Genomic DNA, 21,314 nt, shown 5'->3' with positions numbered 1-21,314 from the left:
TGCGCCAGGCGAGGAACATATGAAGTTTTGAGTCGGGTAAGCGTCCAATCCGCTGATCAATGTGCTGCCGTCGGGACCGGATCGACGTCGGCAAACGCAGTCTCTCATCTCGTCACACCTGATGCCTATTCCGCATACTTTCCACCGTTTCTCGCGGGTGTTTCCCACTGGTTGGTGATGCGAATTTTTACCTAAGATGAAGCCATCATGCGCGTAATTCGGTGCCTGCACGCGCATGGAGGGAGGCGGGAGGCAGCGCCGGAGCGACGCCAGCGGATGTTGCCATCATGGATGCGAAAGTGTGCGCGTCGGCTGCCAGTCTCGCGACTGCAGCGACGCCAGCGGGCGCGGCGGCAATCGCCGCGCGAACGGCGCCCGGCCGTCCCGGTCGAACCGCTCCGCTGCGCCATGCGCTGGTCGCAATCGTTTGCGTTCTGGGGGCCGCACAGGCCGTGCTCGCCGGGGCTTCCGCCGAGGCTGTCGATCCGGTCGACATGGTGCAGATGGTTGCCGCCGCGAGCCCCACCCCCGCCGATTCCGCAGTTGTGTCACACGACACGGCCGTGCGTCAGGTCGTGCTGGGCATCGTCAGCTTCACCCACTGGCCGACGACACCCGTGCGCCTGCATCTGTGCGTCACGGGCCGGCCCGACTATGCAAGCGGTCTGACCGACACGCTGCAGGCCGGCTCGACGCTGCTCGACGTGCAGCGTGTGCGCTTCGACGATCCCGCGCTCGGCATCGCCTGCGACATCGTCTATCTCGGCAACCTGAGCGCGGATGAGAGAGCGCGCGTGAGAGCTGCGTTGGCCGGCCATCCGGTGCTGACGATTTCGGAACACGATCCATCCTGCACCTCGGGCGGCATGTTCTGTCTCAACGTCGACGGCGAACGTGTGTCGTTCGACATCAATCTCGACGCCGTCGCACGCAGCGGGGTGCGCGTGCACCCGAACGTGCTCAATCTCGCGCGGCGGCCGGGGGCACCATGACACGGCCCGCCCCGCCCGTTTCCCTGTCGCGCGTGTCGCGCCCGACGCTGCAAAGCGTGCTGCGTCGCGCGCACCTGCGCCTCGCGTTCGTCGCCGTCGCGATGGCCGCCGTGTCGTTGATCGTCGTGGCCGTGATCGCATTGCGAGCGTATGCCGACAACAACCTGAACCTGCTGGCCCGCTCGCTCGGTTATACGGTCGAGGCGGCGCTCGTATTCGGCGACCGCGTCGCAGCGGCCGAGGCGATCGGGCTGATCGCCAGCGACGAGGACGTCGCGCAGGTGGTGGTCACGGACAGCAAGGACGAGCCGTTCGCGACGTGGCAGTTGCCCGCCGGCAGCGGGATCGCGCGGCTCGAGCGGGTCGTCGCCGACCTCGCGCTGCCCGGGCCCGTGAGCGCGCCGGTGGTGCACGACGGCATCATCGTCGGCCACGTCGTCGTGCGCGGCCGTGGCCATCAGTTCTTCGGATTCCTGCTTGGCGGCGTGGGCGGCATTCTCGGCTGCCTGGCCGTCAGCGTGATCGGTGCGTATGTCAGCTCGAAGCGCCTGCTGCGCAACATCGTTTCGCCGTTGCGCGCGCTGGCCGGCGTCGCCCACGCGGTGCGGCGCGAACGTGCGTTCGCGCAGCGGGTCGAGCCCGCGGCGATTGCCGAGCTCAACCAGCTCGGCGACGACTTCAATGCATTGCTCGACGAATTCGAAGACTGGCAGAACACGCTGCGCGACGAGAACGCATCGCTCGAACACAAGGCGACCCACGATGCGCTCACGGGGCTGCCGAACCGCGTGCAGTTCGAGTCGCGCCTCGCGATCGCCCTCGGCGAAGCCGGGGTGACGGGGCAGCGGGTCGCGATCCTGTATCTGGATTGCGACCGCTTCAAGGAAATCAACGACTGTCTCGGCCACGACGCCGGCGACGCGGTGCTGATCGGCATCGCGTCACGGCTGCGCACGCAGGTGCGCGAGGCCGACCTGGTCGCGCGCCTGGGCGGCGATGAATTCGCTGTGATGCTGCCGGCCGTGCGCGAAGCGGGTAGCGTATGTCGTATTGCTGACGAGATCTTGTCCGGCATGGCGCCGTCGATCGAGCTGTCCGACGGCCGCGTGGTGGCCACCATGATGAGTGCCGGTGTTGCGCTGTATCCCGATCACGCGTCGGATGCGAGCGGCTTGCTGCGGGCGGCGGATGCCGCGATGTACCGTGCCAAGCGCGCCCGGCCAGGCTCGTGGCAACTGGCGGAAGGGGTCGCGGGGGCGGCCTGAGGTTCATCGTTTCACGCTGCGGGCGAGGCCGCGGCAGTGGGTTGAAGGAGCGCTCGCGACGCGGGTGCAATCGAAGGGGTCAATGATGAACAACACGTTTCCGGTGGGTATTGGGCGCTTGTGCGTCGGCAGCGCGCTGCTTTTGTGCATGCTGCTGGGAGGCTGCAAGGCGCCGCCGCTTCACCGTGGATTGACGCAGACGCAGGTCACCGCGCTCAAGTCGGCCGGTTTCCAGGAAACCCAGCAGGGTTTCGAGTTCGGCTCGACCGGGCCGATCCTGTTCGATTTCGATCGCTACAACCTCAAGCCCGATGTACGGCGGATCGTCGAAAGGATCGGTCGCACGCTCAGGTCCGCGGGAATTAACGGGGTACGGGTCTATGGATACTCGGACCAGGAAGGGGTGGACGAGTATGACCTCGAGTTGTCCAGGCGGCGGGCGGAGGTCGTTGCCATTGAACTGGTCGACGTCGGGCTGGACACGAAGCGCATCGCGATCGTCGGGAAGGGGAAGAGCGATCCGGTGGGCGACAACAAGACGCCGGTAGGGCGGGCGCAGAACCGGCGGGCGGCGATCGTGGTGTCGCCGCGGTGACCGGGGGCGGTTTCCCTGGACGGGGTGAAAGGCGCTTGCAAGCGCCGGAAATCTTGCGATCGATCGCGATGATCGATACAGCGTAGCGGCGCCGTAGCGCCTGCCTGCGCCCGTTTCCTTCCCGAGGGTTCCCACTATTTCATCGTGACGGGAGGCGATGCCTCGCGCCGTACGGATCTGTCACACGTTTCATGCAGATTGTGTCGTGGTCCGTGCCTGCTGGCGCGGTGCTTTGGCGTGCGCAGCCGCGCGCGGCCGGCCAGTTGCCGGCCGGTGTCTGCATTATCGGGGGCCTGAACGGAAACGTTTGCGGGCGTCTTTCACGCGGTCGGGTTTTGTCCTACATTATCGGGGCTTCGGGCCGGCCAGCCGGCCCACGGAACCTGAGATCACAAGCAAGGAACAAGAATGAGTTTCGCTCCGAACGGCGGTATTCCCACTGGGTTGGGCGGTAGTGGATTCGGCTCGTTGAGTGCGCTCGGCGGCCTCGCCGGCCCGGTCGCGTCGAGTGTTGCCGGCAGCCTCGGGCCGCTTGCTGGCCTGGCCGGGCACGTCGACACCGTCCAGCGCGCGATGCAGCTCGCGCAGACCGGCTTCTCGCTGATGGACAAGACGCCCGGCGCGATCGCCGAGGCGATCAACGGCGCCGCCAACCCCGCGCGCCTGACCCAGCTCAACCGCTACGTGACGCTCGATACGCCGCTCGGCCCGGACGTGCTGCTGGTCAGCGCCGCCGTCGTCGACGAGCACGTGAACCGGTTGCCGGAGATCCACCTCGACCTGCTGTCGCATCGCCACGACCTGCGCCCCGAGGACCTGATCGGCCAGCAGGTCAAGATCCGGTTCGATCAGCAGGCACGCCTGTCGACGCTCGAGCGCGTCGTCGCATCGGGCGCCGCCGACAACGACCGTTACTTCGACGGCTACGTGGCGTCGTTCGACCGGGCTGGCAATCCCGGCAACGTCACGCAGTATCACCTGACGGCGGTGCCGTGGTTCTGGTTCCTGACGCGCTCGACCGACTGCCGGATCTTCCAGAACAAGACCGTGCAGGACATCCTCACCGAGATCTTCCAGGAGCACGGCTTCTCCGACTTCGTGTTCGATATCCGGACGAACCAGAAGCCGCTCGAGTACGTCGTGATGTACCAGGAGAGCTACTTCAACTTCTGCGCGCGGTTGATGGAGCAGGAGGGGCTGGTCTGGACGCACCGCTACGAGAAGGACAAGCACATCCTGGTGATCGGCGATTCGAACCTGCTGTTCCGCCCGATCGATGGGCTTGCTACCGTGCCGTTCGCGGCCACCGAGGCGAGTGAGGACAGCGGCATCGATCAGCTGCACGAAGGCCGGCGCTTTGGTGTCGGCAAGGTTACGTTCCGCGACTTCAACCACCAGAATCCGTCGTCGCCGCTGATGCTGGTGGAGGCCGGGCCGCAGAACCTCAAGCACGCGCGGCTCGACGCGACCGAGCGGTTCGAGCATCAGTCGCTGTACGACCATGGCGACGACGGCAACCGCTACGCCCGTTTCGCGATGGAGGCCGAGGAGGCGCAGGCCCACCGCTATACCGGCGGCGGCTACGCGTGGCGCATGACCACGGCGGGCGCCGTCACCGTGGCGAATCACCCGGTGCTCGAGAACAACCAGGAATACGTGATCCTGCACGTGCGTCACGAGGCGGTGAACGACTACACGCAGCACAGCGCGAAGCTGCCGTACCGCAACAGCTTCGCGCTGCTGCCGAAGAAGGTGCCGTATCGCGCGACGCGTGGTACGCCGAAGCCGGTGATTCATGGCACGCAGTCGGCGATCGTCGTCGGCCCGAAGGGCGAGGAAATCTACACCAACGGGAGCGCCGTGAAGGTGCACTTCCCGTGGGACCGGCGCGGCAAGAAGGACGGCTCCGATTCGATGTGGGTGCGCGTGTCGCAACCGTGGGCGGGCGACGGCTGGGGAGCGGCCGCGATTCCGCGGATCAAGCAGGAAGTACTCGTCGCGTTCAACCAGGGTGATCCGGACAACCCGGTGATCGTCGGCCGCGTGTTCAACGGCGAACAAGGCAACCCGTACCACGGTGCGGCGGGCCAGACGATGGGGATCAAGAGCCAGACGCACAAGGGGCAGGGCTCGAACGAGATCCGCATGACCGATACGAACGGCATGCAGGAATTCTTCATGCACGCGCAGAAGGACATGAACACCGTCGTCGAGAACAGCGAGACGCACAAGGTGCTGGGGCCGATGCGTACCGTGCTGGTGGCGACGGGCAGCGAAGAGAAGCAGATTCCGCAGGGCAACCTGACCGAGACGATCGCCGAGAAACGCAGCACGACCGCGACCACGGTCGAGGTGATGACGCCGGCCAAGGATGGCGGCGGCGGCACGCAGGTTCACATGGCCGAGCGCGGCATCCTGCTGAAGGTGATGGACAGCTCGATCTCGCTCGCGCCGGAAGGCATTCGCCTCGAGCACAAGGGCTCCGTGATCCTGATGACCGACGACGGCGTGATGGTCAACGGCACGCGCATCGATCTCAACAAATAATACGAACGAAACCAGCCATGCACTACGCAATCCACGAAGGCACCTTCGAACTGCCGGACGCGGCGCTCGACCGCACGGTCAACATCCTGATGATGAATGCCGGCCCCGGCGGCCTCAATCTCGTGATCGCCCGCGGGCGGTTGCGCGACGGGGAGAATCTCGACGCGTTCGTCGCGCGCGAATGGGAAGTGGCGTCGCGCGATGCCAAGATGCTGACCGAAAAGGCGCGTCGGCCGGTGACGGTGGGGTCCCGGGCGGGCATTCAGATCGATTCCACGCTCGAGCGGGACGGCAGGCTCTGGCATCAGGTGCAGACGATGTTTCCGTCGGATGACGCCGGCCGCGTGCTCGTGATGACATTGACCAGCGCGGCGCCGCTGACCGAAGAGCAGCAGGCGATCGCCGAACGCATGCTTGCCAGTTTCCAGCCACGTGCGGCCCGGCCGTCCCTGCTCGGGCCGGGTGACGCGTCGTGAGCGCGGAAAACTTCGCGGCCGCTCGCTTCGAAGATCCGATCCAGCACACGTCGTTCATGGGTGAGCTCGTCGGCACGGTCGGGTCGGTGGTCGGCGGGGCCATCGTCGGTGCGTTGGTGGCAGAGGCGATGGAGGGGCTGATATTCGTCGGCCTCGCCGCGCTCGAGATCGGCACGGCAGGGTTGGCGACGCCGCTCGTGATTGCGATCGGTGTGGGCGTGGCGGTCGGCTCGGGCGCGCTGATGGAAGCGAGCGGCATGAACGAAGCCATCGACGACGGCGCGAAGGCACTGGCCAATTCGATCGTGCCGCCCGAGATCAAAGGCAAGATCGCGAGCGGGTCGGGGAACGTTTATGTCAACAACAAGCCGGCTTCACGGGCGGCGAAGCCGGGCGATCTCGATACCGTTGCGTGTACCGATCATCCCGGGCCGCAGATGATTGCCGACGGGTCGGGCAGCGTTTATATCAACGATCAACCGGCCGCGCGGGTCGGCGACAAGACGACCTGTGACGGGACGATTGCCGAAGGCTCGGACAACGTTTTCATCGGCGGCGGGACGCAGCGGGTGCGGGACGTGAAGTCGGCCACGCGGCTCGGGTGGCTGGGGGCGGCGCTCGGTATCGCGCTCGCGGTGTGCGGCCGCGGGAAGATGAGCTGGGGGGACTTCCTGAAGAGCAAGGTGCCGTGTCTTGCGGTGAATTTTGCGGCGGGTGCGTTCGGAACCTGGCTGGGTAGTCTGGCGCGGCCTTCGGCGGGGCATCCGGTCAACGTCATTACCGGCAGCAAGGTTCTCGATGGCACGGACGATACCGACTTCGTATTGCCCGGGGCGCTGCCGATCGTTTGGCAGCGTTTCTACAGCAGCCTCGATGATCGTGCAGACAGCCTGTTCGGGACGGGATGGAGCGTGCCGATCAGCGTCGAGTTGCGGCTCGCGCGTGAGCATGGCGAGGTGGTGTCGATCACTTACTGGGACGAGCAGGGGCGCGATATCGTGTTCCCCGCTGTGTCGCCGGGTGAAAGCCATTTCAGCGTGCCGGAAGGCATTTACCTGATCTGCACCGAGGGTGGTCACTATGTGGTCGAGACGGTCGACGGTGTGTATCGCGATTTCGGCCTTGCTCGTACCGATGCGGAGAGTGAAGCGCTCAAGCTGTGGCGTCTCGAGGATCGCAACGGGAACTGGATCGAGGTCGAGCGAGAAGCTCACGATGAGGTTGTGCGGCCCGTACGGTTGCACGATAGCGCCGGTCGCTTGCTGACACTGTCCTACGACAAGTTGTATCCGCAACGAATTGGCGCGATCGAACTGACACGTGGCGCTGATGGTGAACAACCCGACACGCTGGTGCGGTACGCGTATAGCAACGCCGGCGAACTGGTGGCCGTTACCGATCGTAGCGGTCATATCGGGCGACGCTTTGCGTACGAGCATGGGCTGATGGTCCAGCACACGCTGCGTGGCGGCCTGCAGTGCTTTTATGCGTGGCAGGGTGTCGGCCGCGACGCGCGTGTCGTGCGCCACTGGACCAACGACGGCGAAGCGTATACGTTCAACGCGGATCTCGCGCAGCGTTCGGTGACGATTACCGACCAGATCGGTCGCGTGACGCGCTGGACGTGGAATGAGGATCAGCAGCCGACGAGCCATACGGATGCCGAAGGCCATGTGTGGCAGTTGGAGTGGAACGCAAAGCGGCAGTTGGTCAGTACGACCGATCCGGCCGGGCATACGACCCGTTTCGAATACGACGAGCGAGGGCGTCAGACTCAGCGCATCGATGCGCTGGGCCAGGTCGAGCGGACCGAGTGGAACGGGTACTACGACCTGCCTGTGGCGGAAACCGATCCGGCTAATTCGCGCTGGATTTATCGTTACGACGATCTCGGCAACCTGACGATGACGCGCGATCCTGCGGGTTTCGCGACCGAGTATCACCGGGACGAACGCGGGCTGGTGCATACGATTCGCGATGCGCGGGGTGGGTACAAGTTCCTCGAGTGGAATGGCCGTGCGCAGTTGACGTCGTATACCGATTGTTCCGGCAAGGTTACGCGGTTTGCGTATGACGCACGTGGGGCGCTTGCGCGTGTGACTGATGCGGCCGGGCAGTCGACCGTGTACGAAACGGATGCCATGGGGCGGGTCACGGGGATCGGGACGGCGGATGGTGCTCGTCAGGCGTTCTTTTACGACGTGGCTGGGCGTCTCATTGAGGTTGTTGATGCGAATCAGCGCAGCACGCGTTATGAGCTCAATCCCCGTGGATTGTTGTTGTCTCGCACTGATGCTGCTGATCGTGTCGTGCGGTTCGGCTACGACGATGCGTTCCGGCTCGCGAGCTTGACCAACGAAAATCGCGAGTCGTATCACTTCCAGTATGACCGTCGCGACCTCGTGGCTGCGCAGATCGGGCTCGACGGTCACAAGCGCACATACGAATACGATGTGTGCGGCCAAGGCACGATCGTGCGGGATGGAAAGATCGAGACGCGATATGAGCGCGATGCGATCGGGCGACTGACGGCGAAGCAAGCCACGCACGAGCGTTGTGAGTATCTGTACGACAAGGCGAGCCGAATCGCGTCGGCCGAGTTGTACACGCTGGCGGCTCGTGGTCAGTCGTTGAAGAATCGGGTCAGCCTGAAGTACGGCGCGCGCGGTGAAGTGCTTGAGGAATACACGCCCACGGGCTGGCTTGCGCATACCTATGATGAGCTTGGTAATCGCGTTAGCACGACGATCTCAGGCGAGCGCACGATCGACTGGCTGAATTACGGTTCGGGGCACGTGCACCAGATTCGCGTTGACGGTGCCGCAGTTGCGGACATAGAGCGCGATGATCTGCATCGGGAAGTTCTGCGGACGCAAGGCAAGCTGACCAGTCACTTTGGGTATGACGCAGTTGGCCGTCGTGCTCGGCACGTTGCGCAGCGAGGCAGGGCGACGGACGAGTTGCTTGCGAAGCAATGGCAATACGACGCTGCGGGCGATGTGATCCAGAAGCGGGATCTGCGCTATGGCGCGACGAGCTATCGGTACGACCCGACTGGTCGCATCGAACAGGCGGCCGGGCCGGGATTGCCGTCGGAAGTGTTTCGCTGGGACGCGGCGGCGAACCTGGTGTCGAGCGACCACCCGGGAGGCTTTGTTGAGCACAACCGGCTCAAGATGTTCGAGGACAAGCGCTTCGAGTATGACGTTTATGGGCGGCTTGTTCGCAAGTTGAGTGGGCACGGGCCGGCCAAAGAGCTGGCGCTTGAGTACGACGACTGGAACCAGCTGAAGACCGTCGTGACGAAGGACCGGCTTGGTGTCGGGACGACGCACTTCGAATACGACGCGTTCGGCCGGCGGATTCGTAAGCTCAATGGGGGTTATGCGAGTACCGACTTCCTGTGGGACGGCATGCGGCTCGTGCAGGAGACGTATCACGACCGTCAGGGCGAGGAAGCGCTGACGTACTTGTATGAGTCCAACAGCTATGTGCCGCTGGCGCGGATCGACCAGGGTAAGGTGGCGGCTAACGACGCCAATGCACGGGATGCGGTCTACTATTTCCACAACGATGTGTCGGGGTTGCCGGAGGAACTGACCGACGCCGATGGCGAGTTGATTTGGCAGGCTCGATACAAGGTGTGGGGCAACGCGGTGCAGGAGGAGTGGATCGCGCGGGCTCCTAACCAGCCGACACCGGCATGGAGGCACGCACATGATGTGACTCCGATGCTTGCTCACGTGCCGCGGCCACAAAATATTCGTTTCCAAGGACAGTATCTGGACCGAGAAACCGGGCTGCACTACAACACGTTTCGGTATTACGATCCGGATGTTGGACGGTTCATCAATCCGGACCCCATCGGGATCGCCGGTGGAAACAATCTATATCAATATGCACCCAACCCTGTCTCGTGGATTGACCCTTGGGGATGGGCGGTAACTCCGCTGGATGCGCCCGGGTACTCTACGTATGGCCTATACGAGCCCGGAGCAAACGAGCCCTACTACATTGGACATACCGGGCAATCACTCGATGATCGCCTCTCCGAACATGTCGGTACCGGACGAGCCGTTCGCGGGCAGACCGAAATTCGCTCTCTGGAAGGGCCTGCTGGAACGTTGACATATAGTCAAGCAAAAGGATATGAGCAAGCGTATAGAGAAAAATTCAGAACTAAAACTGGATTCCCCGGCAATGTCATTGAGCCTATCAATAAATTGAGAGCGGATGAGCGTGGTTTATCTCATGTGAAATTCTATAACGATAAAGCAAAAGAAATCGGACTGAATCGCTGCGGAGGTTAATGGTATGGCTTTGTTGAAGGTGGTGCCCGGTGATGTTGTTGCAATTCCTTCCGAGATGAATGGGGAGTGGGGGTTCGTGTTGTCTAGGGTGATTTTTGTTGGGGCAACAAAATGGATTGAGGTTTTTGATGATTTTAGTGTCGATTTTGAGGGCGTGTCGGCAAGCGTGAAGTCAATAAATTTTTCAAGGAAAAGCCGATTATTTAATCCGATATTGGCATCTTTTGATTTTGGTAAATATTTTTGCGCGGTCAAGTGGCCTATTTTGTCATCTGATCCACTCTATACACCAGATCAATCTTATTTCTCGGAAATTGAGTTCGAGGGGACGTCATATGAGGAGTTGGGAATCTATTACAAAGGGGGTGAGAAATTTACTGAGAAGCATGGGGTTCGCAGAAATTTGGAGGATATGACAATATTTTCTAATCCTCAGCTTGTCAGGCGTGTAAATCTATATCTTTCAGGGTACGTAAAAAAAGGTGTGCCATGGAATTCCAGATTGGTGAAGTCGATTGTTGATAAGGAGGGAATGGATTGGTGGGTGGGTGGTATAAATGAATGCAATGACAAAGCAGATGCGGTTGCGCTTCGATTCAAAGAGAAAAATATTAAGAAGAAGCGATGAAATCGTAACTGCTAACGTCACTGCTGTCCCGAGTCCATGACTGGCCAGCCCAAGGGCCACGTGATGAGCGATCGACTCAGAGTGTTGATTGGGCGCTTCAATTAGGATGCCTGTGGTTGTCGTATTCGTAGGCTCGACGTCACCTATGACGAAACGGATTTCCGATGAGGCGGTATGTGGTTCGCGCGGTGATATATCAGGACCGTCAGGGCACAGAAACATCGGCGTACTTGTCGGAGTCAACGGCTACATGTCGCGCGCGCGAGTCGACTGGTGATGCTGATGGCAAATGATAGCGATGCAAGGGGCGCAGTCTACTACTCGCGGTGGTGTCTGACACGACGCAAATTTTCATTCAGCGAAATATTGGAACGTGAGAGATGAATGCGGAATTAAAGAGAATATTTGAAAAGAGGCTGCAGGAATCTTTCAAAGAAAATATTAGTGAAGGCGACTGTAAAGTGTCGCAAGGCGAGATTGTTGTCGGCCGGAAAGGGGTGGGCTGTGGGCGAATCGGATTCAGATTTCTGAATAATGCTAATGGTTATATTCTTTCTGCTTCCGCTGATTCTCCCGATTTGCAAGATTTTTACAAAATCAGTAACCCGCCATACAAGCCGAAAATACCGACGGGTCTTGTTCTTGCGATGAATACATCCATGGAAACGGTAAAGTCGTTTTCTCCTAATGTCGGTGGCGCAGTCGACTTTCCGCGGAATGAGGCGGAGGTTGAGTCGACGTGTCGATGGATATGTGAAAAGGTGGCGAATATTTATTTGCCTAGGGTGGTCAATGTGGTGGGGGTTAAGTCTGGTTTGATTCGTGATGTAATGGAGAACCCTGGCTACTATTCATATCCATTTTTGACCATCGTTTTTGCAGCGAAGAAGAATGGTATTGGGGTGGGTGAGCTCGATGTTGATTTTATTCTGGGAAAGAAAATATCTTCGAATAAATCGTTTGATGGAGATGTTCTGAAAAGTAATTTTTAGATTGGGGTGGTGGTGATTTTGGGGTGGGCTGGGTAAAATTGATCGATGAAAAATCCATAAAAAATCGAAATATCCTGCTCCGATCTCTTCGAGCGGACGATACGGCTTGTATGCATCCGCGCTCAACCTGCTGTCCTGGGTCGATCCCTTGGGGGCAAGTAGCGTCTCGTTTAGCGGATGAAAGTTAGTTGGTGGATAAGCCTTTGCCTAACGGCGGTGCACCGTCATGGAATACTGTTCAGTTCTGGTATTGGATGCATCGAGCGACTTCGGAGAATTTCGGATCAGTGATTCAGCGTCAATGAAAGATGGGGTTGCCATATTGGATGGAAATTATAATCCCTATGCTTTGATGCGATTCTTAGCGCAGTTCAAGGGGCGGCTCGGTGGACGTGGGCACGCAATTCATCTCCGGTAACGGTGGTGCACGATCGATGCAGATCTCCTATGATGTCCTGTAGAGTGGGTGGGAGGTCATGAGTGCAATATCTAACAACTAAGAGCTCAGAATGGTAGATGAAGAACTAAAGCGTGCTCGGAGTGCCTTGAAGGCATTTATGTCGGAAATGAATCAGTGGGAGATTCGGTTCTGCCGGGCAAAGCAGAGTGCGTTGCTAGAGCATCTAGATACAGAGGGCGTCGATAAGGAGGGGCGTAGTAATTTAATCGAGATTATTAATAGATGGGCGTTTCCGGATAAGGAGAGCGAGGGGCGATTAATTGACCTTGGTTGTGCTTCGCCACCGTCATACGATCTAGAGAGTGACGTAGAAGAGGGCGCTGAAATGGAAGGTGAGGTGGCAATTTTTACTATTCGCCAAACGGCAGGGCTGAAAAATCAATTCCGCTTCACATTGAAGCGTCAAGGTGGAGAGTGGAGAATCAAGAAGAAGGAGCTTCTCAATTTTAAGGATAAATGGCAGCGATCAGTTTTATAGCCATGCCACACGTTGGTTACGAGGCGGTTGGTAGTCACGCGTGACACGTTGCGCAGCGGTGCTGAGACTAGGTGTGACGCTTCAATAGATGGTTGCGGGCGTCCACTCAGAGTAATTTTGAACGACTGCGGATCTTTCAGATTTCAAGATCCGAGAATGGGATGTGGACGACATCAGCATGAGTGGCGATGCAGATGCGCAAGACGCATCTGATCTGTTATGTGCGCGCTGGCGCGGATCGATCATGGTAAGGCGGCGGCTAACGACGCCAATGCATGGGATGCGGTTTACTATTTCCACAACGATGTATCGGGGTTGCCGGGGGAGTTGACTAATGCCGATGGCGAGTTGATTTGGCAGGCTCGTTACGAGGTTTGGGGCAACGCGGTGCAGGAGGAGTGGATCGCGCGGGCTCCGCAACAGTCGGTGCCGGAATGGGGCGAGGTGCAATTGGCTGCCGCGACATCTGCCCACATGCCACGGCCACAAAACTTGCGCTTCCAGGGGCAGTATCTGGATCGCGAAACCGGGCTGCACTACAACACTTTCCGGTTCTACGATCCGGACATTGGACGCTTTATTAATCCGGATCCGATTGGCCTGAGCGGCGGGCATAATCTTTATGCGTACGCCGAGAGGCCACTGGTATGGATTGATCCATGGGGATGGTGCCGACGAGGTAACCAAGCGACTAAGAACCATATGGATAGCGTCAGAGATCAGTATCTTGCTGATAATCCAGCTGACCGACACGTTACAGGTGGACGTGACGCTCTCACTGGAGGAGAGCGCCCAGAAACCTATTTGCCACCATTAAGTGGAAGTGGGCGAAAGGGCAGTTCCTATACAGACATGACGTTCAGAGATTCTCAAGGCAATCTTGTCTATGTCCAGACAGTAGATAAGGGGCCAGTGAACGGGATGTCTCAACGGGAGTGGGCGAACGCTAATCGCATCACTCAACAGGATCCGAGTGCGATTGTCATCACGGTTGTTAAGGGATCAACCTTGCTACCGGGAGACATGAATACGGCGACGATGGCACTCGGAACTGTCACTACCCGATGAAAGAAAGGCGGAAGTTTTGACTACTAAGATGCCGACGTTGCAGACCTTCATGACAAGTGTTGATGAGGCAGTGTTTTCTGATTTGCTGAAAGAGCATATTCCTCATGTCAAATTTATTGATTCGTACATTTGGAATTCACCCATTCCTCCTGCGCATGACAGCATGGCCGAGTGTCACGGGCAGCCATTCTCCGATGTCGTGATTCTCGATGAGGCGATTTGCACGGTGGAGCGCTATACGCGTGAATTTGTCGCTTCTCATCCGGGCGGATCGGGCTATATTGGGTCTATGGAGGGACCGGGGGCAATTCAGTTTCTACGGTCGAATGATGCTAAATATGCACCAGGTAGCCTGCGGGATGGTCGCTTAGCGGCGTCCTATGACCCCGAAACAGATGAGGCAACGGACGAGTTTTTTAGGACGGTATGGAAAGTATTCAAGAAATTCGCAGTAAAGACATACTTGATCGACCGCGAGACTGGCGCTGTTAGAGAGAAGCCGGAAACTCGATTCTTCGCGGGGCCGGATGCTGCAGCGAAGTTCGATGGTTCTAATGGGAATTATCTAACTAACAACACGCTCGCCTATTTCGTGGCGAAATCGTCAAAGTGAATTGCGTGATCGAAGCGCTTGGAAAATAAGAGCGCGGTCGATCATTGGAATTCCAGGCCACGTATGAGCGCGATGCGGTCGTACGGCTTCCGTTACGGGCGCCATTCTTTTTCGGTGCGCTTGATTTGTGGGTGCTTGATATTTTTCCGGAAGGTGAAATTAAAGTGGAGGACTCCGAGCGAAACCTGGAAGGTTGTCGTGTTGCAGAAAAATTCAACCTATATTTCGCATGTGGTAAATAATCGCGGCAACCGGGGTGTGGCTTTGTCGTTTAATTTTGGAAAAAATACACCATCGCTCGGAGTGATTATCTCGATCTGTTTCGAGAAGGGTAGTACCCCCCCCATTCGGGATGGTTAAATTCCGCAGGATGCGGGTGCATTGCGCGAAGTCGCGCAGCGTGCCGAGTAGAGCAGCCGCTGCCGACTATCCCCAATCATCACCACCCGATATTGCAAGATGACCGCGACGTCCCCGCACCACCCGTCGCAGTGCACTTCGTCCCCGCGCCGTTGTCATAGAACGTCCGCGTTTCCGGTTGCGGCACTGAAGGGTCGAACGGATTCGGCGCACCATGCGGACCGCGCGGAGCATCATACGGCCGCTGCGGCGCATACGACCCCCCGCTACTAGCAGACCGAGAGCCGTTCGCCCGCAGATACTCATTCCAGTTCTCCGCGCGCTGTTCATAGCCAGGCACCGCGCGACCAAAACTATCGCTTCCACCCGCGCCAAGCGCAACGCGGTTCGATGGCAATACAAAATCGGGCTCGTGCTTAGCCGAAGGCTGCGGTGCCACAAGCGCATTGCCCGTCACCCGCAACGGCCGCGTATCCGGCGTATCGAACGGCGTGCGCTCCATGGGCGCCGCGTACTTTACCTGGCGGCGACTCATACGCACCGAACGCCCCTCATCCCGAGCAGCAGCCCGCCGCTCCGAACGAAACACATTGGCACCCGCCGACCGATCGGTCAGCGAATCGCGCCCCGAAGCATCGGCGGTGGAAACAGAAAGCGCACACGCGATCGCGGCGGCGAAAGAAAAGCAGAAAGGGTGATTCATCAGCGTTCCGAAGCAGGTGATATGCGATGAGAAAAAAACGGCAGATCACTGGCTGGCGGCTGGACGACGGGAGGGCGTCGAAGCGGCCCTGAAGCGACTGCGAAGCGCGGTGTTCGCGACTCACAGGAAGGCTGGCTGGATTGCAGAAGCGAATTCGTATTATTTCATAAAAATAACAATCAGCTTCCAGATGTTTAGTTTTGTATGTAAACAGAAGGATTTGCCGCCTCGACCGAACGCCCCGAGTTGGTGCCCACCAAACCAATCATCAGTCGATTGATTCATGACGATCAGACCCTTGGCAGCCCGAAAACGCACCGCACAGATTCAACGATCGCCGAAAGCCAGGCGCAGCAAGGCAACCGCCCGATCCGACGCACCCAATAGCAACCCAATTGCACCCCAGGCAAACGTTCTCGCCCCCACGTGGTTGCGCCCCAATCGCCACCACCACCCCACAAAACCCTCCGTGTTTTCCCTCGGTCGACCGGCATTTTTGACAGACGATTTAAAAACGCCCATATAATTTCGACTGCCTTGCCAACGGCTGTCGGACCATCCCTCCGAACAAGCGATTTGGCAAGCGGGGCAGGCGAAACGCTTGCGCAATGCAAGACGCATCACGATGTCTTTCCGAACCAGACGTCCCCTTCGGGGACTGCAAGAGCCGGGCCCCGCTACGCAACATTCCGCTGGAGTTCCGTCTTCTATGTGTCTCGGGCGTGTCCCATGTCCTCGCCCCGGGTGCTGTTCGATTGCGCAAGTCATGCCGCCTTTGCCCGTATGACTAACAACATCGAGGAGCTCCTGATGACGCTGTCCCGTCTTACGTCCATTTCCGTCGCCGCCGTGCTGTTCGCCGCCGGCGCCGCCGCCGCGCAAGCGGAAACCGTGAAGATCGCCATCGCTGGTCCGATGAGCGGTTCGGTCGCCCAATACGGCGACATGGTGAAGGCCGGCGCGCTGACCGCGATCGAGCAGGTCAACGCTGCAGGCGGTGCGGGCGGCAACAAGTTTGAAGTCGTGATGATGGACGACGCATGCGAACCGAAGCAGGCCGTCGCCGTCGCCAACAAGATCGTCAGCCAGAAGATCAAGTACGTGATCGGCCACGTGTGCTCGGGTTCGACGATCCCCGCCTCCGACATCTACGAGAACGAAGGCATCGTGATGGTCACGCCGTCGGCCACCGCGCCGCAGCTGACGGAAGGCAAGAAGCGCCACTTCATCTTCCGCACGATCGGCCGTGACGACCAGCAAGGCCCGGCCGCCGCGCACTTCATCATCAACAACGTGAAGCCGAAGAAGGTCGCCGTGCTGCACGACAAGCAGTCGTACGGCCAGGGCATCGCGTCGTCGGTGAAGAAGGACCTCGAAGCCGCGAAGATTCCGGTCGTGCTGTTCGAAGGCATCAATGCCGGCGATTCGGACTACTCGGCGATCATCACGAAGCTGAAGTCGCAAGGTGTCGACTTCGTCTACTTCGGTGGCTACCACCCGGAAATGGGCCTGCTGCTGCGCCAGGCGCGCGAGCAGGGCGTGAAGGCAACGTTCATGGGGCCTGAAGGCGTGGGCAACAAGGACGTGACGGCGATTGCCGGCCCGGCTTCGGAAGGCATGCTCGTCACGCTGCCGGCCGACTTCTCGGCCGATCCGGCCAACGCGGGCCTCGTGAAGGCCTTCGCGGACAAGAAGCGCGATCCGAACGGCCCGTTCCAGATGCCCGCGTACGCAGCGGTGAAGATCATCGCCGACGCGATCGCAGGTGCGAAGTCGACCGATCCGACCAAGGTCGCCGCGTACATGCACAAGACGACGTTCGACACGCCGATCGGCAAGGTCGCGTATGACGCCCAGGGCGACCTGAAGGCGTTCAAGTTCGTCGTGTACACGTGGCACAAGGACGCGACGAAGACCGCCGCCAAGTAATACGGAGTACCCGCCCGCGCATCCCGCCCTGTCCGAGACCCGGACGGGGCGGCTGCGTATTGTCCGCGCATCTGCCCATTGCGCGGCCACAGGGCGGCCCGAGACGACACCGTGCGTTGCGCGCGGCCACGCCGTGATCCGGCGACGGCAGGCGACATGGCGCCAACGGGAGCTTCCCGCACATGACTGACTTCTTTCCTCAATTCGCCCAGCAGCTGGTCAACGGCCTGACGCTGGGTGCGATCTATGCGTTGATCGCCATCGGCTATTCGATGGTCTACGGCATCATCGGCATGATCAACTTCGCCCACGGCGAGATCTACATGATCGGCGCGTACGTGGGCCTCGTTACCCTTACCGCAATCGGCATCTCCGCCGGCTATCCGCTGCCGCTCGTGCTTGGCGCCGCACTGATCGTGTCGGTGATCGTCACCGGGCTGTACGGCTTCGCGGTCGAGCGCGTCGCGTACCGGCCGCTGCGCGGCGGCCCGCGCCTCGTGCCGCTGATCTCCGCGATCGGCATGTCGATCTTCCTGCAGAACTACGTGCAGATCGGCCAGGGCGCGCGCGACGTGTCCGTGCCGGTGCTGATCTCCGGCGCGTTCGACATCCATCTCGGCGGCGATTTCGACGTAACCATTCCGTATTCGCGCCTGATGATCGTCTGCGTGACGGTCGTGCTGATGATCGCGCTCACGCTGTTCATCTCGCATTCGCGGATGGGCCGTGCGTGCCGCGCGTGCGCCGAGGACATGAAGATGGCGAACCTGCTCGGCATCGACACGAACCGCGTGATCTCGTTCACGTTCGTGCTCGGCGCGATGCTGGCGGCCGTCGGCGGCGTGCTGATCGGGCTGACGATCGGCAAGCTGAACCCGTATATCGGCTTCGTCGCGGGCATCAAGGCGTTTACCGCCGCGGTGCTCGGCGGGATCGGCAGCATCCCGGGCGCGATGCTCGGCGGCGTGCTGCTCGGCCTCGCGGAAACCTTCGCAGCGGGCTACATGCCGGCCGAGTACAAGGACGTCGTCGCGTTCGGCCTGCTCGTGCTGATCCTGCTCTTCCGCCCGACCGGCCTGCTCGGCAAGTCGGACATCGAAAAGGTTTGAGGGAGACGCAGATGAGTCAAGTCATTTCCGTTCGCCGCCCGGCCGCCGACGCGTCGGTCGGCCAGTCGCTGAAAAATGCCGTGGCCGCCGCGTTCCTGACGGCGATCCTCACGATTCCGGTGCTCGGGCTGCAGCTGAAGCTCGAGGGTTACCAGGTGGTGCTCACGCCGCACTGGCGGCCGGTGTGGATCGCGGTCGCGGCCGTGTTCCTGTTCCAGCTGTTCAAGCCGTGGCTCGTGCGCGCGAAATCGGCGGTGAAGCTGCCGGCGATGCCCGCGATGGGCGCGCAGCAGCAGCGCGTGATCGTCTGGGTGCTGCTCGCGGTCGGGCTCGTGTGGCCGTTCTTCGGCTCGCGCGGCGCGGTGGACGTCGCGACGCTCGCGCTGATCTACGTGATCCTCGGCCTCGGGCTGAACATCGTGGTCGGTTTCGCGGGGCTGCTGGATCTCGGCTATGTCGGGTTCTACGCGGTCGGCGGCTATACGTACGCGATGCTGAACCAGTACTTCGGGCTGTCGTTCTGGGAGTGCCTGCCGCTTGCCGCGATCGCGGCCGCGACGTTCGGCTTCCTGCTCGGCTTCCCGGTGCTGCGGCTGCGCGGTGACTATCTCGCGATCGTCACGCTCGGCTTCGGCGAAATCATCCGCCTGCTCGCCAACAACCTGACGAGCCTCACGGGCGGACCGGACGGCATCTCGGGCATCCCGAAGCCGACCGTGTTCGGCTACGAGATGGTGCGCAGCGCAAGCGTCGAAGGCGCGAAGACGTTCCATGAACTGATCGGGCTGGAATACAGCGGCGACCACGTGGTGATCTTCCTGTACCTGCTCGCGCTCGTGCTGGTCGGCTTCACGCTGTTCGTCACGAGCCGCCTGATCCGCATGCCGATGGGCCGTGCGTGGGAAGCGCTGCGCGACGACGAGATCGCGTGCCGTTCGCTGGGGCTGAACCCGACGCGCATCAAGCTGTCGGCGTTCACGCTCGGCGCGGCGTTCGCGGGCATCGGCGGCGCGTTCTTCGCGGCGCGCCAGGGCCTCGTGAATCCTGAATCGTTCACCTTCATCGAATCGGCGCTGATCCTCGCGATCGTCGTGCTCGGCGGGATGGGCTCGCAGCTCGGCGTGATTCTCGCGGCGATCCTGCTGACCGTGCTGCCGGAAGTTGCGCGCGGCTTCGCCGAGTACCGGATGCTGATCTTCGGTCTCGTGATGGTGTTGATGATGATGTGGCGTCCGCAGGGCCTGCTGCCCGCGAGCCGTCCCCATGTGGAGCTGCCGCAATGAGCGCGAATGCAGAACTGTTGAAGGTCGCCGGGCTGCAGATGCGCTTCGGCGGGTTGCTCGCGGTGGACGGCATCGATTTCGACGTGCGCCGCGATGAGGTGTTCGCGATCATCGGGCCGAACGGCGCGGGCAAGACCACGGTGTTCAACTGCGTCGGCGGCTTCTACAAGCCGACCGGCGGCGACGTCGTGCTCGACGGCCACGCGATTGGCGGGCTGCCGAGCCACAAGATCGCGTTGAAGGGCCTCGTGCGGACGTTCCAGAACATCCGCCTGTTCAAGTCGCTGACCGTCGTCGAGAACCTGCTCGTCGCGCAGCACCGCAAGGTGAAGGCGGGGCTGCTGCCGGGTCTGTTCTCGACGCCTGCGTATCGCCGCGCCGAGAAGGAAGCGCTCGAGCGCGCGGCGGTGTGGCTCGACCGGATGGGGCTGACGTCGGTCGCCAACCGGCCGGCAGGCACGCTGTCGTACGGGCACCAGCGGCGCCTGGAGATCGCGCGCTGCATGATCACCGAGCCGCGCCTCTTGATGCTCGACGAGCCGGCGGCCGGCCTCAACCCGCAGGAGAAGATCGAGCTGCAGCACCTGATCGACAAGCTGCGCCGCGAGTTCGGCGTATCGGTGCTGCTGATCGAACACGACATGAGCCTCGTGATGGGCGTGTCCGACCGCATCCTCGTGATGGAGCACGGCCGGCCGATCGTGATCGGCACGCCGGAAGCGGTCCGTAACGACCCGCGCGTGATCAAGGCGTATCTGGGGGAAGAGTGATGCTGAAGCTGGAACAGGTCCATACGCACTACGGCGCGGTCGAGGCGCTCGCGGGCGTGTCGATCGAGGTGAACAAGGGCGAGATCGTCACGCTGATCGGCAGCAACGGCGCCGGCAAGACGACGCTGATGATGACCGTGTGCGGCACGCCGCGCGCCTCGTCGGGCCGCGTGCTGTTCGAGGGCAAGGACATCACCGGGATGTCGACGCACCAGATCATGCGGCAGGGGATGGCGATCTCGCCGGAAGGGCGACGCGTGTTCCCGAGCCTGACGGTGCTCGAGAACCTGAAGATGGGCGGCTTCTTCGCGAGCCGTCACGAGATCGACGACGGCATCGAGCACGTGTTCAAGCTGTTTCCGCGCCTGAAGGAACGGGCGACGCAGCGGGCCGGCACGATGTCGGGCGGCGAACAGCAGATGCTGGCGATCGGCCGCGCGCTGATGAGCAAGCCGCGCCTGCTGCTGCTCGACGAACCGACGCTCGGCCTCGCGCCGCTCGTGATCGCGCAGATCTTCGACATCATCCGCACGATCCGCGAGGAAGGCGTCACGGTGTTCCTCGTCGAGCAGAACGCGAACAAGGCGCTGGGCGTGGCCGATCGCGGCTACGTGCTCGAAACGGGGCGCGTGGTGCTGGCGGACACGGGCGCGAACCTGCTCGCGAACGACCGGATCAAGCAGGCGTACCTCGGCGGTTGACGCCGGAAAGCCGCCGGCCTGCAACGGGCCGGCGG

The 21,314-nt window shown here is 60.9% G+C and carries 16 protein-coding genes and 1 pseudogene; 16 read left to right on the top strand and 1 reads right to left on the bottom strand.

Going from position 1 to position 21,314, the window contains the following annotated elements; all coding sequences use genetic code 11:
• Nucleotides 1-287: 287 nt before the first annotated feature.
• The 11 genes and pseudogenes from BCO18175_RS12480 to BCO18175_RS12430 all read left to right on the top strand — a co-directional run bounded on the left by BCO18175_RS12480 (nucleotide 288) and on the right by BCO18175_RS12430 (nucleotide 14,424).
• Entirely contained in the window at nucleotides 288-992 is a 705-nt protein-coding gene (locus tag BCO18175_RS12480; RefSeq protein ID WP_174981043.1) for a YfiR family protein, read from the top strand.
• Nucleotides 989-2,257 carry a diguanylate cyclase domain-containing protein gene (locus BCO18175_RS12475; RefSeq protein WP_174981041.1) on the top strand — a complete coding sequence of 423 codons (1,269 nt, stop codon included), beginning with the start codon at nucleotides 989-991 and terminating at the stop codon, nucleotides 2,255-2,257. The genes BCO18175_RS12480 and BCO18175_RS12475 overlap by 4 nt, the downstream gene beginning before the upstream one ends.
• Nucleotides 2,258-2,342: 85 nt before the next feature.
• Nucleotides 2,343-2,852 carry an OmpA family protein gene (locus BCO18175_RS12470; protein ID WP_174981434.1) on the top strand — a complete coding sequence of 170 codons (510 nt, stop codon included), beginning with the start codon at nucleotides 2,343-2,345 and terminating at the stop codon, nucleotides 2,850-2,852.
• Between the two features lie 408 nt (nucleotides 2,853-3,260).
• Nucleotides 3,261-5,399, top strand: coding sequence for a type VI secretion system Vgr family protein (locus BCO18175_RS12465; protein ID WP_174981039.1), 2,139 nt, complete (start codon nucleotides 3,261-3,263; stop codon nucleotides 5,397-5,399).
• 17 nt (nucleotides 5,400-5,416) lie between these two features.
• On the top strand, nucleotides 5,417-5,875 hold the full coding sequence (locus BCO18175_RS12460; RefSeq protein ID WP_174970179.1) for a DcrB-related protein: 459 nt from the start codon (nucleotides 5,417-5,419) through the stop codon (nucleotides 5,873-5,875).
• On the top strand, nucleotides 5,872-10,185 hold the full coding sequence (locus BCO18175_RS12455; protein WP_254608053.1) for an RHS repeat-associated core domain-containing protein: 4,314 nt from the start codon (nucleotides 5,872-5,874) through the stop codon (nucleotides 10,183-10,185). The genes BCO18175_RS12460 and BCO18175_RS12455 overlap by 4 nt, the downstream gene beginning before the upstream one ends.
• Nucleotides 10,186-10,189: 4 nt before the next feature.
• On the top strand, nucleotides 10,190-10,813 hold the full coding sequence (locus BCO18175_RS12450) for a hypothetical protein (RefSeq protein WP_174981036.1): 624 nt from the start codon (nucleotides 10,190-10,192) through the stop codon (nucleotides 10,811-10,813).
• Nucleotides 10,814-11,193: 380 nt separating this feature from the next.
• Complete coding sequence (locus BCO18175_RS12445; RefSeq protein WP_174981033.1) at nucleotides 11,194-11,805, top strand: hypothetical protein; 612 nt, start codon at nucleotides 11,194-11,196, stop codon at nucleotides 11,803-11,805.
• A 509-nt stretch (nucleotides 11,806-12,314) separates the two neighbouring features.
• Nucleotides 12,315-12,743 carry an NTF2 fold immunity protein gene (locus BCO18175_RS12440; protein WP_174981030.1) on the top strand — a complete coding sequence of 143 codons (429 nt, stop codon included), beginning with the start codon at nucleotides 12,315-12,317 and terminating at the stop codon, nucleotides 12,741-12,743.
• Between the two features lie 228 nt (nucleotides 12,744-12,971).
• Nucleotides 12,972-13,811 (top strand): annotated as a pseudogene (locus tag BCO18175_RS12435) (RHS repeat-associated core domain-containing protein); the annotation flags it as partial.
• Nucleotides 13,812-13,860: 49 nt separating this feature from the next.
• Entirely contained in the window at nucleotides 13,861-14,424 is a 564-nt protein-coding gene (locus BCO18175_RS12430) for a hypothetical protein (protein WP_254608051.1), read from the top strand.
• 439 nt (nucleotides 14,425-14,863) lie between these two features.
• On the opposite strand, the gene BCO18175_RS12425 is transcribed toward BCO18175_RS12430, so the two are convergent.
• The gene (locus BCO18175_RS12425; RefSeq protein WP_174981024.1) at nucleotides 14,864-15,487 is read right to left on the bottom strand and encodes a hypothetical protein; all 624 of its coding nucleotides are present in this window, start codon (nucleotides 15,485-15,487) and stop codon (nucleotides 14,864-14,866) included.
• Between the two features lie 810 nt (nucleotides 15,488-16,297).
• Between BCO18175_RS12425 and BCO18175_RS12420 the strand changes: the two genes are divergently transcribed.
• The 5 genes from BCO18175_RS12420 to BCO18175_RS12400 all read left to right on the top strand — a co-directional run bounded on the left by BCO18175_RS12420 (nucleotide 16,298) and on the right by BCO18175_RS12400 (nucleotide 21,279).
• The gene (locus BCO18175_RS12420; protein ID WP_174981020.1) at nucleotides 16,298-17,416 is read left to right on the top strand and encodes a branched-chain amino acid ABC transporter substrate-binding protein; all 1,119 of its coding nucleotides are present in this window, start codon (nucleotides 16,298-16,300) and stop codon (nucleotides 17,414-17,416) included.
• A 182-nt stretch (nucleotides 17,417-17,598) separates the two neighbouring features.
• Nucleotides 17,599-18,525 (top strand): high-affinity branched-chain amino acid ABC transporter permease LivH, encoded by a 927-nt coding sequence (livH, locus tag BCO18175_RS12415; RefSeq protein ID WP_085038717.1) that lies wholly within the window; start codon nucleotides 17,599-17,601, stop codon nucleotides 18,523-18,525.
• An 11-nt stretch (nucleotides 18,526-18,536) separates the two neighbouring features.
• Nucleotides 18,537-19,808, top strand: a complete 1,272-nt coding sequence (locus BCO18175_RS12410; RefSeq protein WP_174915964.1) for a high-affinity branched-chain amino acid ABC transporter permease LivM — start codon at nucleotides 18,537-18,539, stop codon at nucleotides 19,806-19,808.
• Complete coding sequence (gene livG / locus BCO18175_RS12405; protein ID WP_174915963.1) at nucleotides 19,805-20,578, top strand: high-affinity branched-chain amino acid ABC transporter ATP-binding protein LivG; 774 nt, start codon at nucleotides 19,805-19,807, stop codon at nucleotides 20,576-20,578. The genes BCO18175_RS12410 and livG overlap by 4 nt, the downstream gene beginning before the upstream one ends.
• Complete coding sequence (locus BCO18175_RS12400; protein ID WP_174981018.1) at nucleotides 20,578-21,279, top strand: ABC transporter ATP-binding protein; 702 nt, start codon at nucleotides 20,578-20,580, stop codon at nucleotides 21,277-21,279. Before livG ends, BCO18175_RS12400 begins: the two co-directional genes overlap by 1 nt.
• Nucleotides 21,280-21,314: the final 35 nt, after the last annotated feature.

It is taken from the genome of Burkholderia lata (genome assembly GCF_902499335.1).
In the GTDB taxonomy this organism is placed as follows: Bacteria; Pseudomonadota; Gammaproteobacteria; order Burkholderiales; family Burkholderiaceae; genus Burkholderia; species Burkholderia lata_B.
This window is presented reverse-complemented; position numbering and strand designations above follow the sequence as displayed.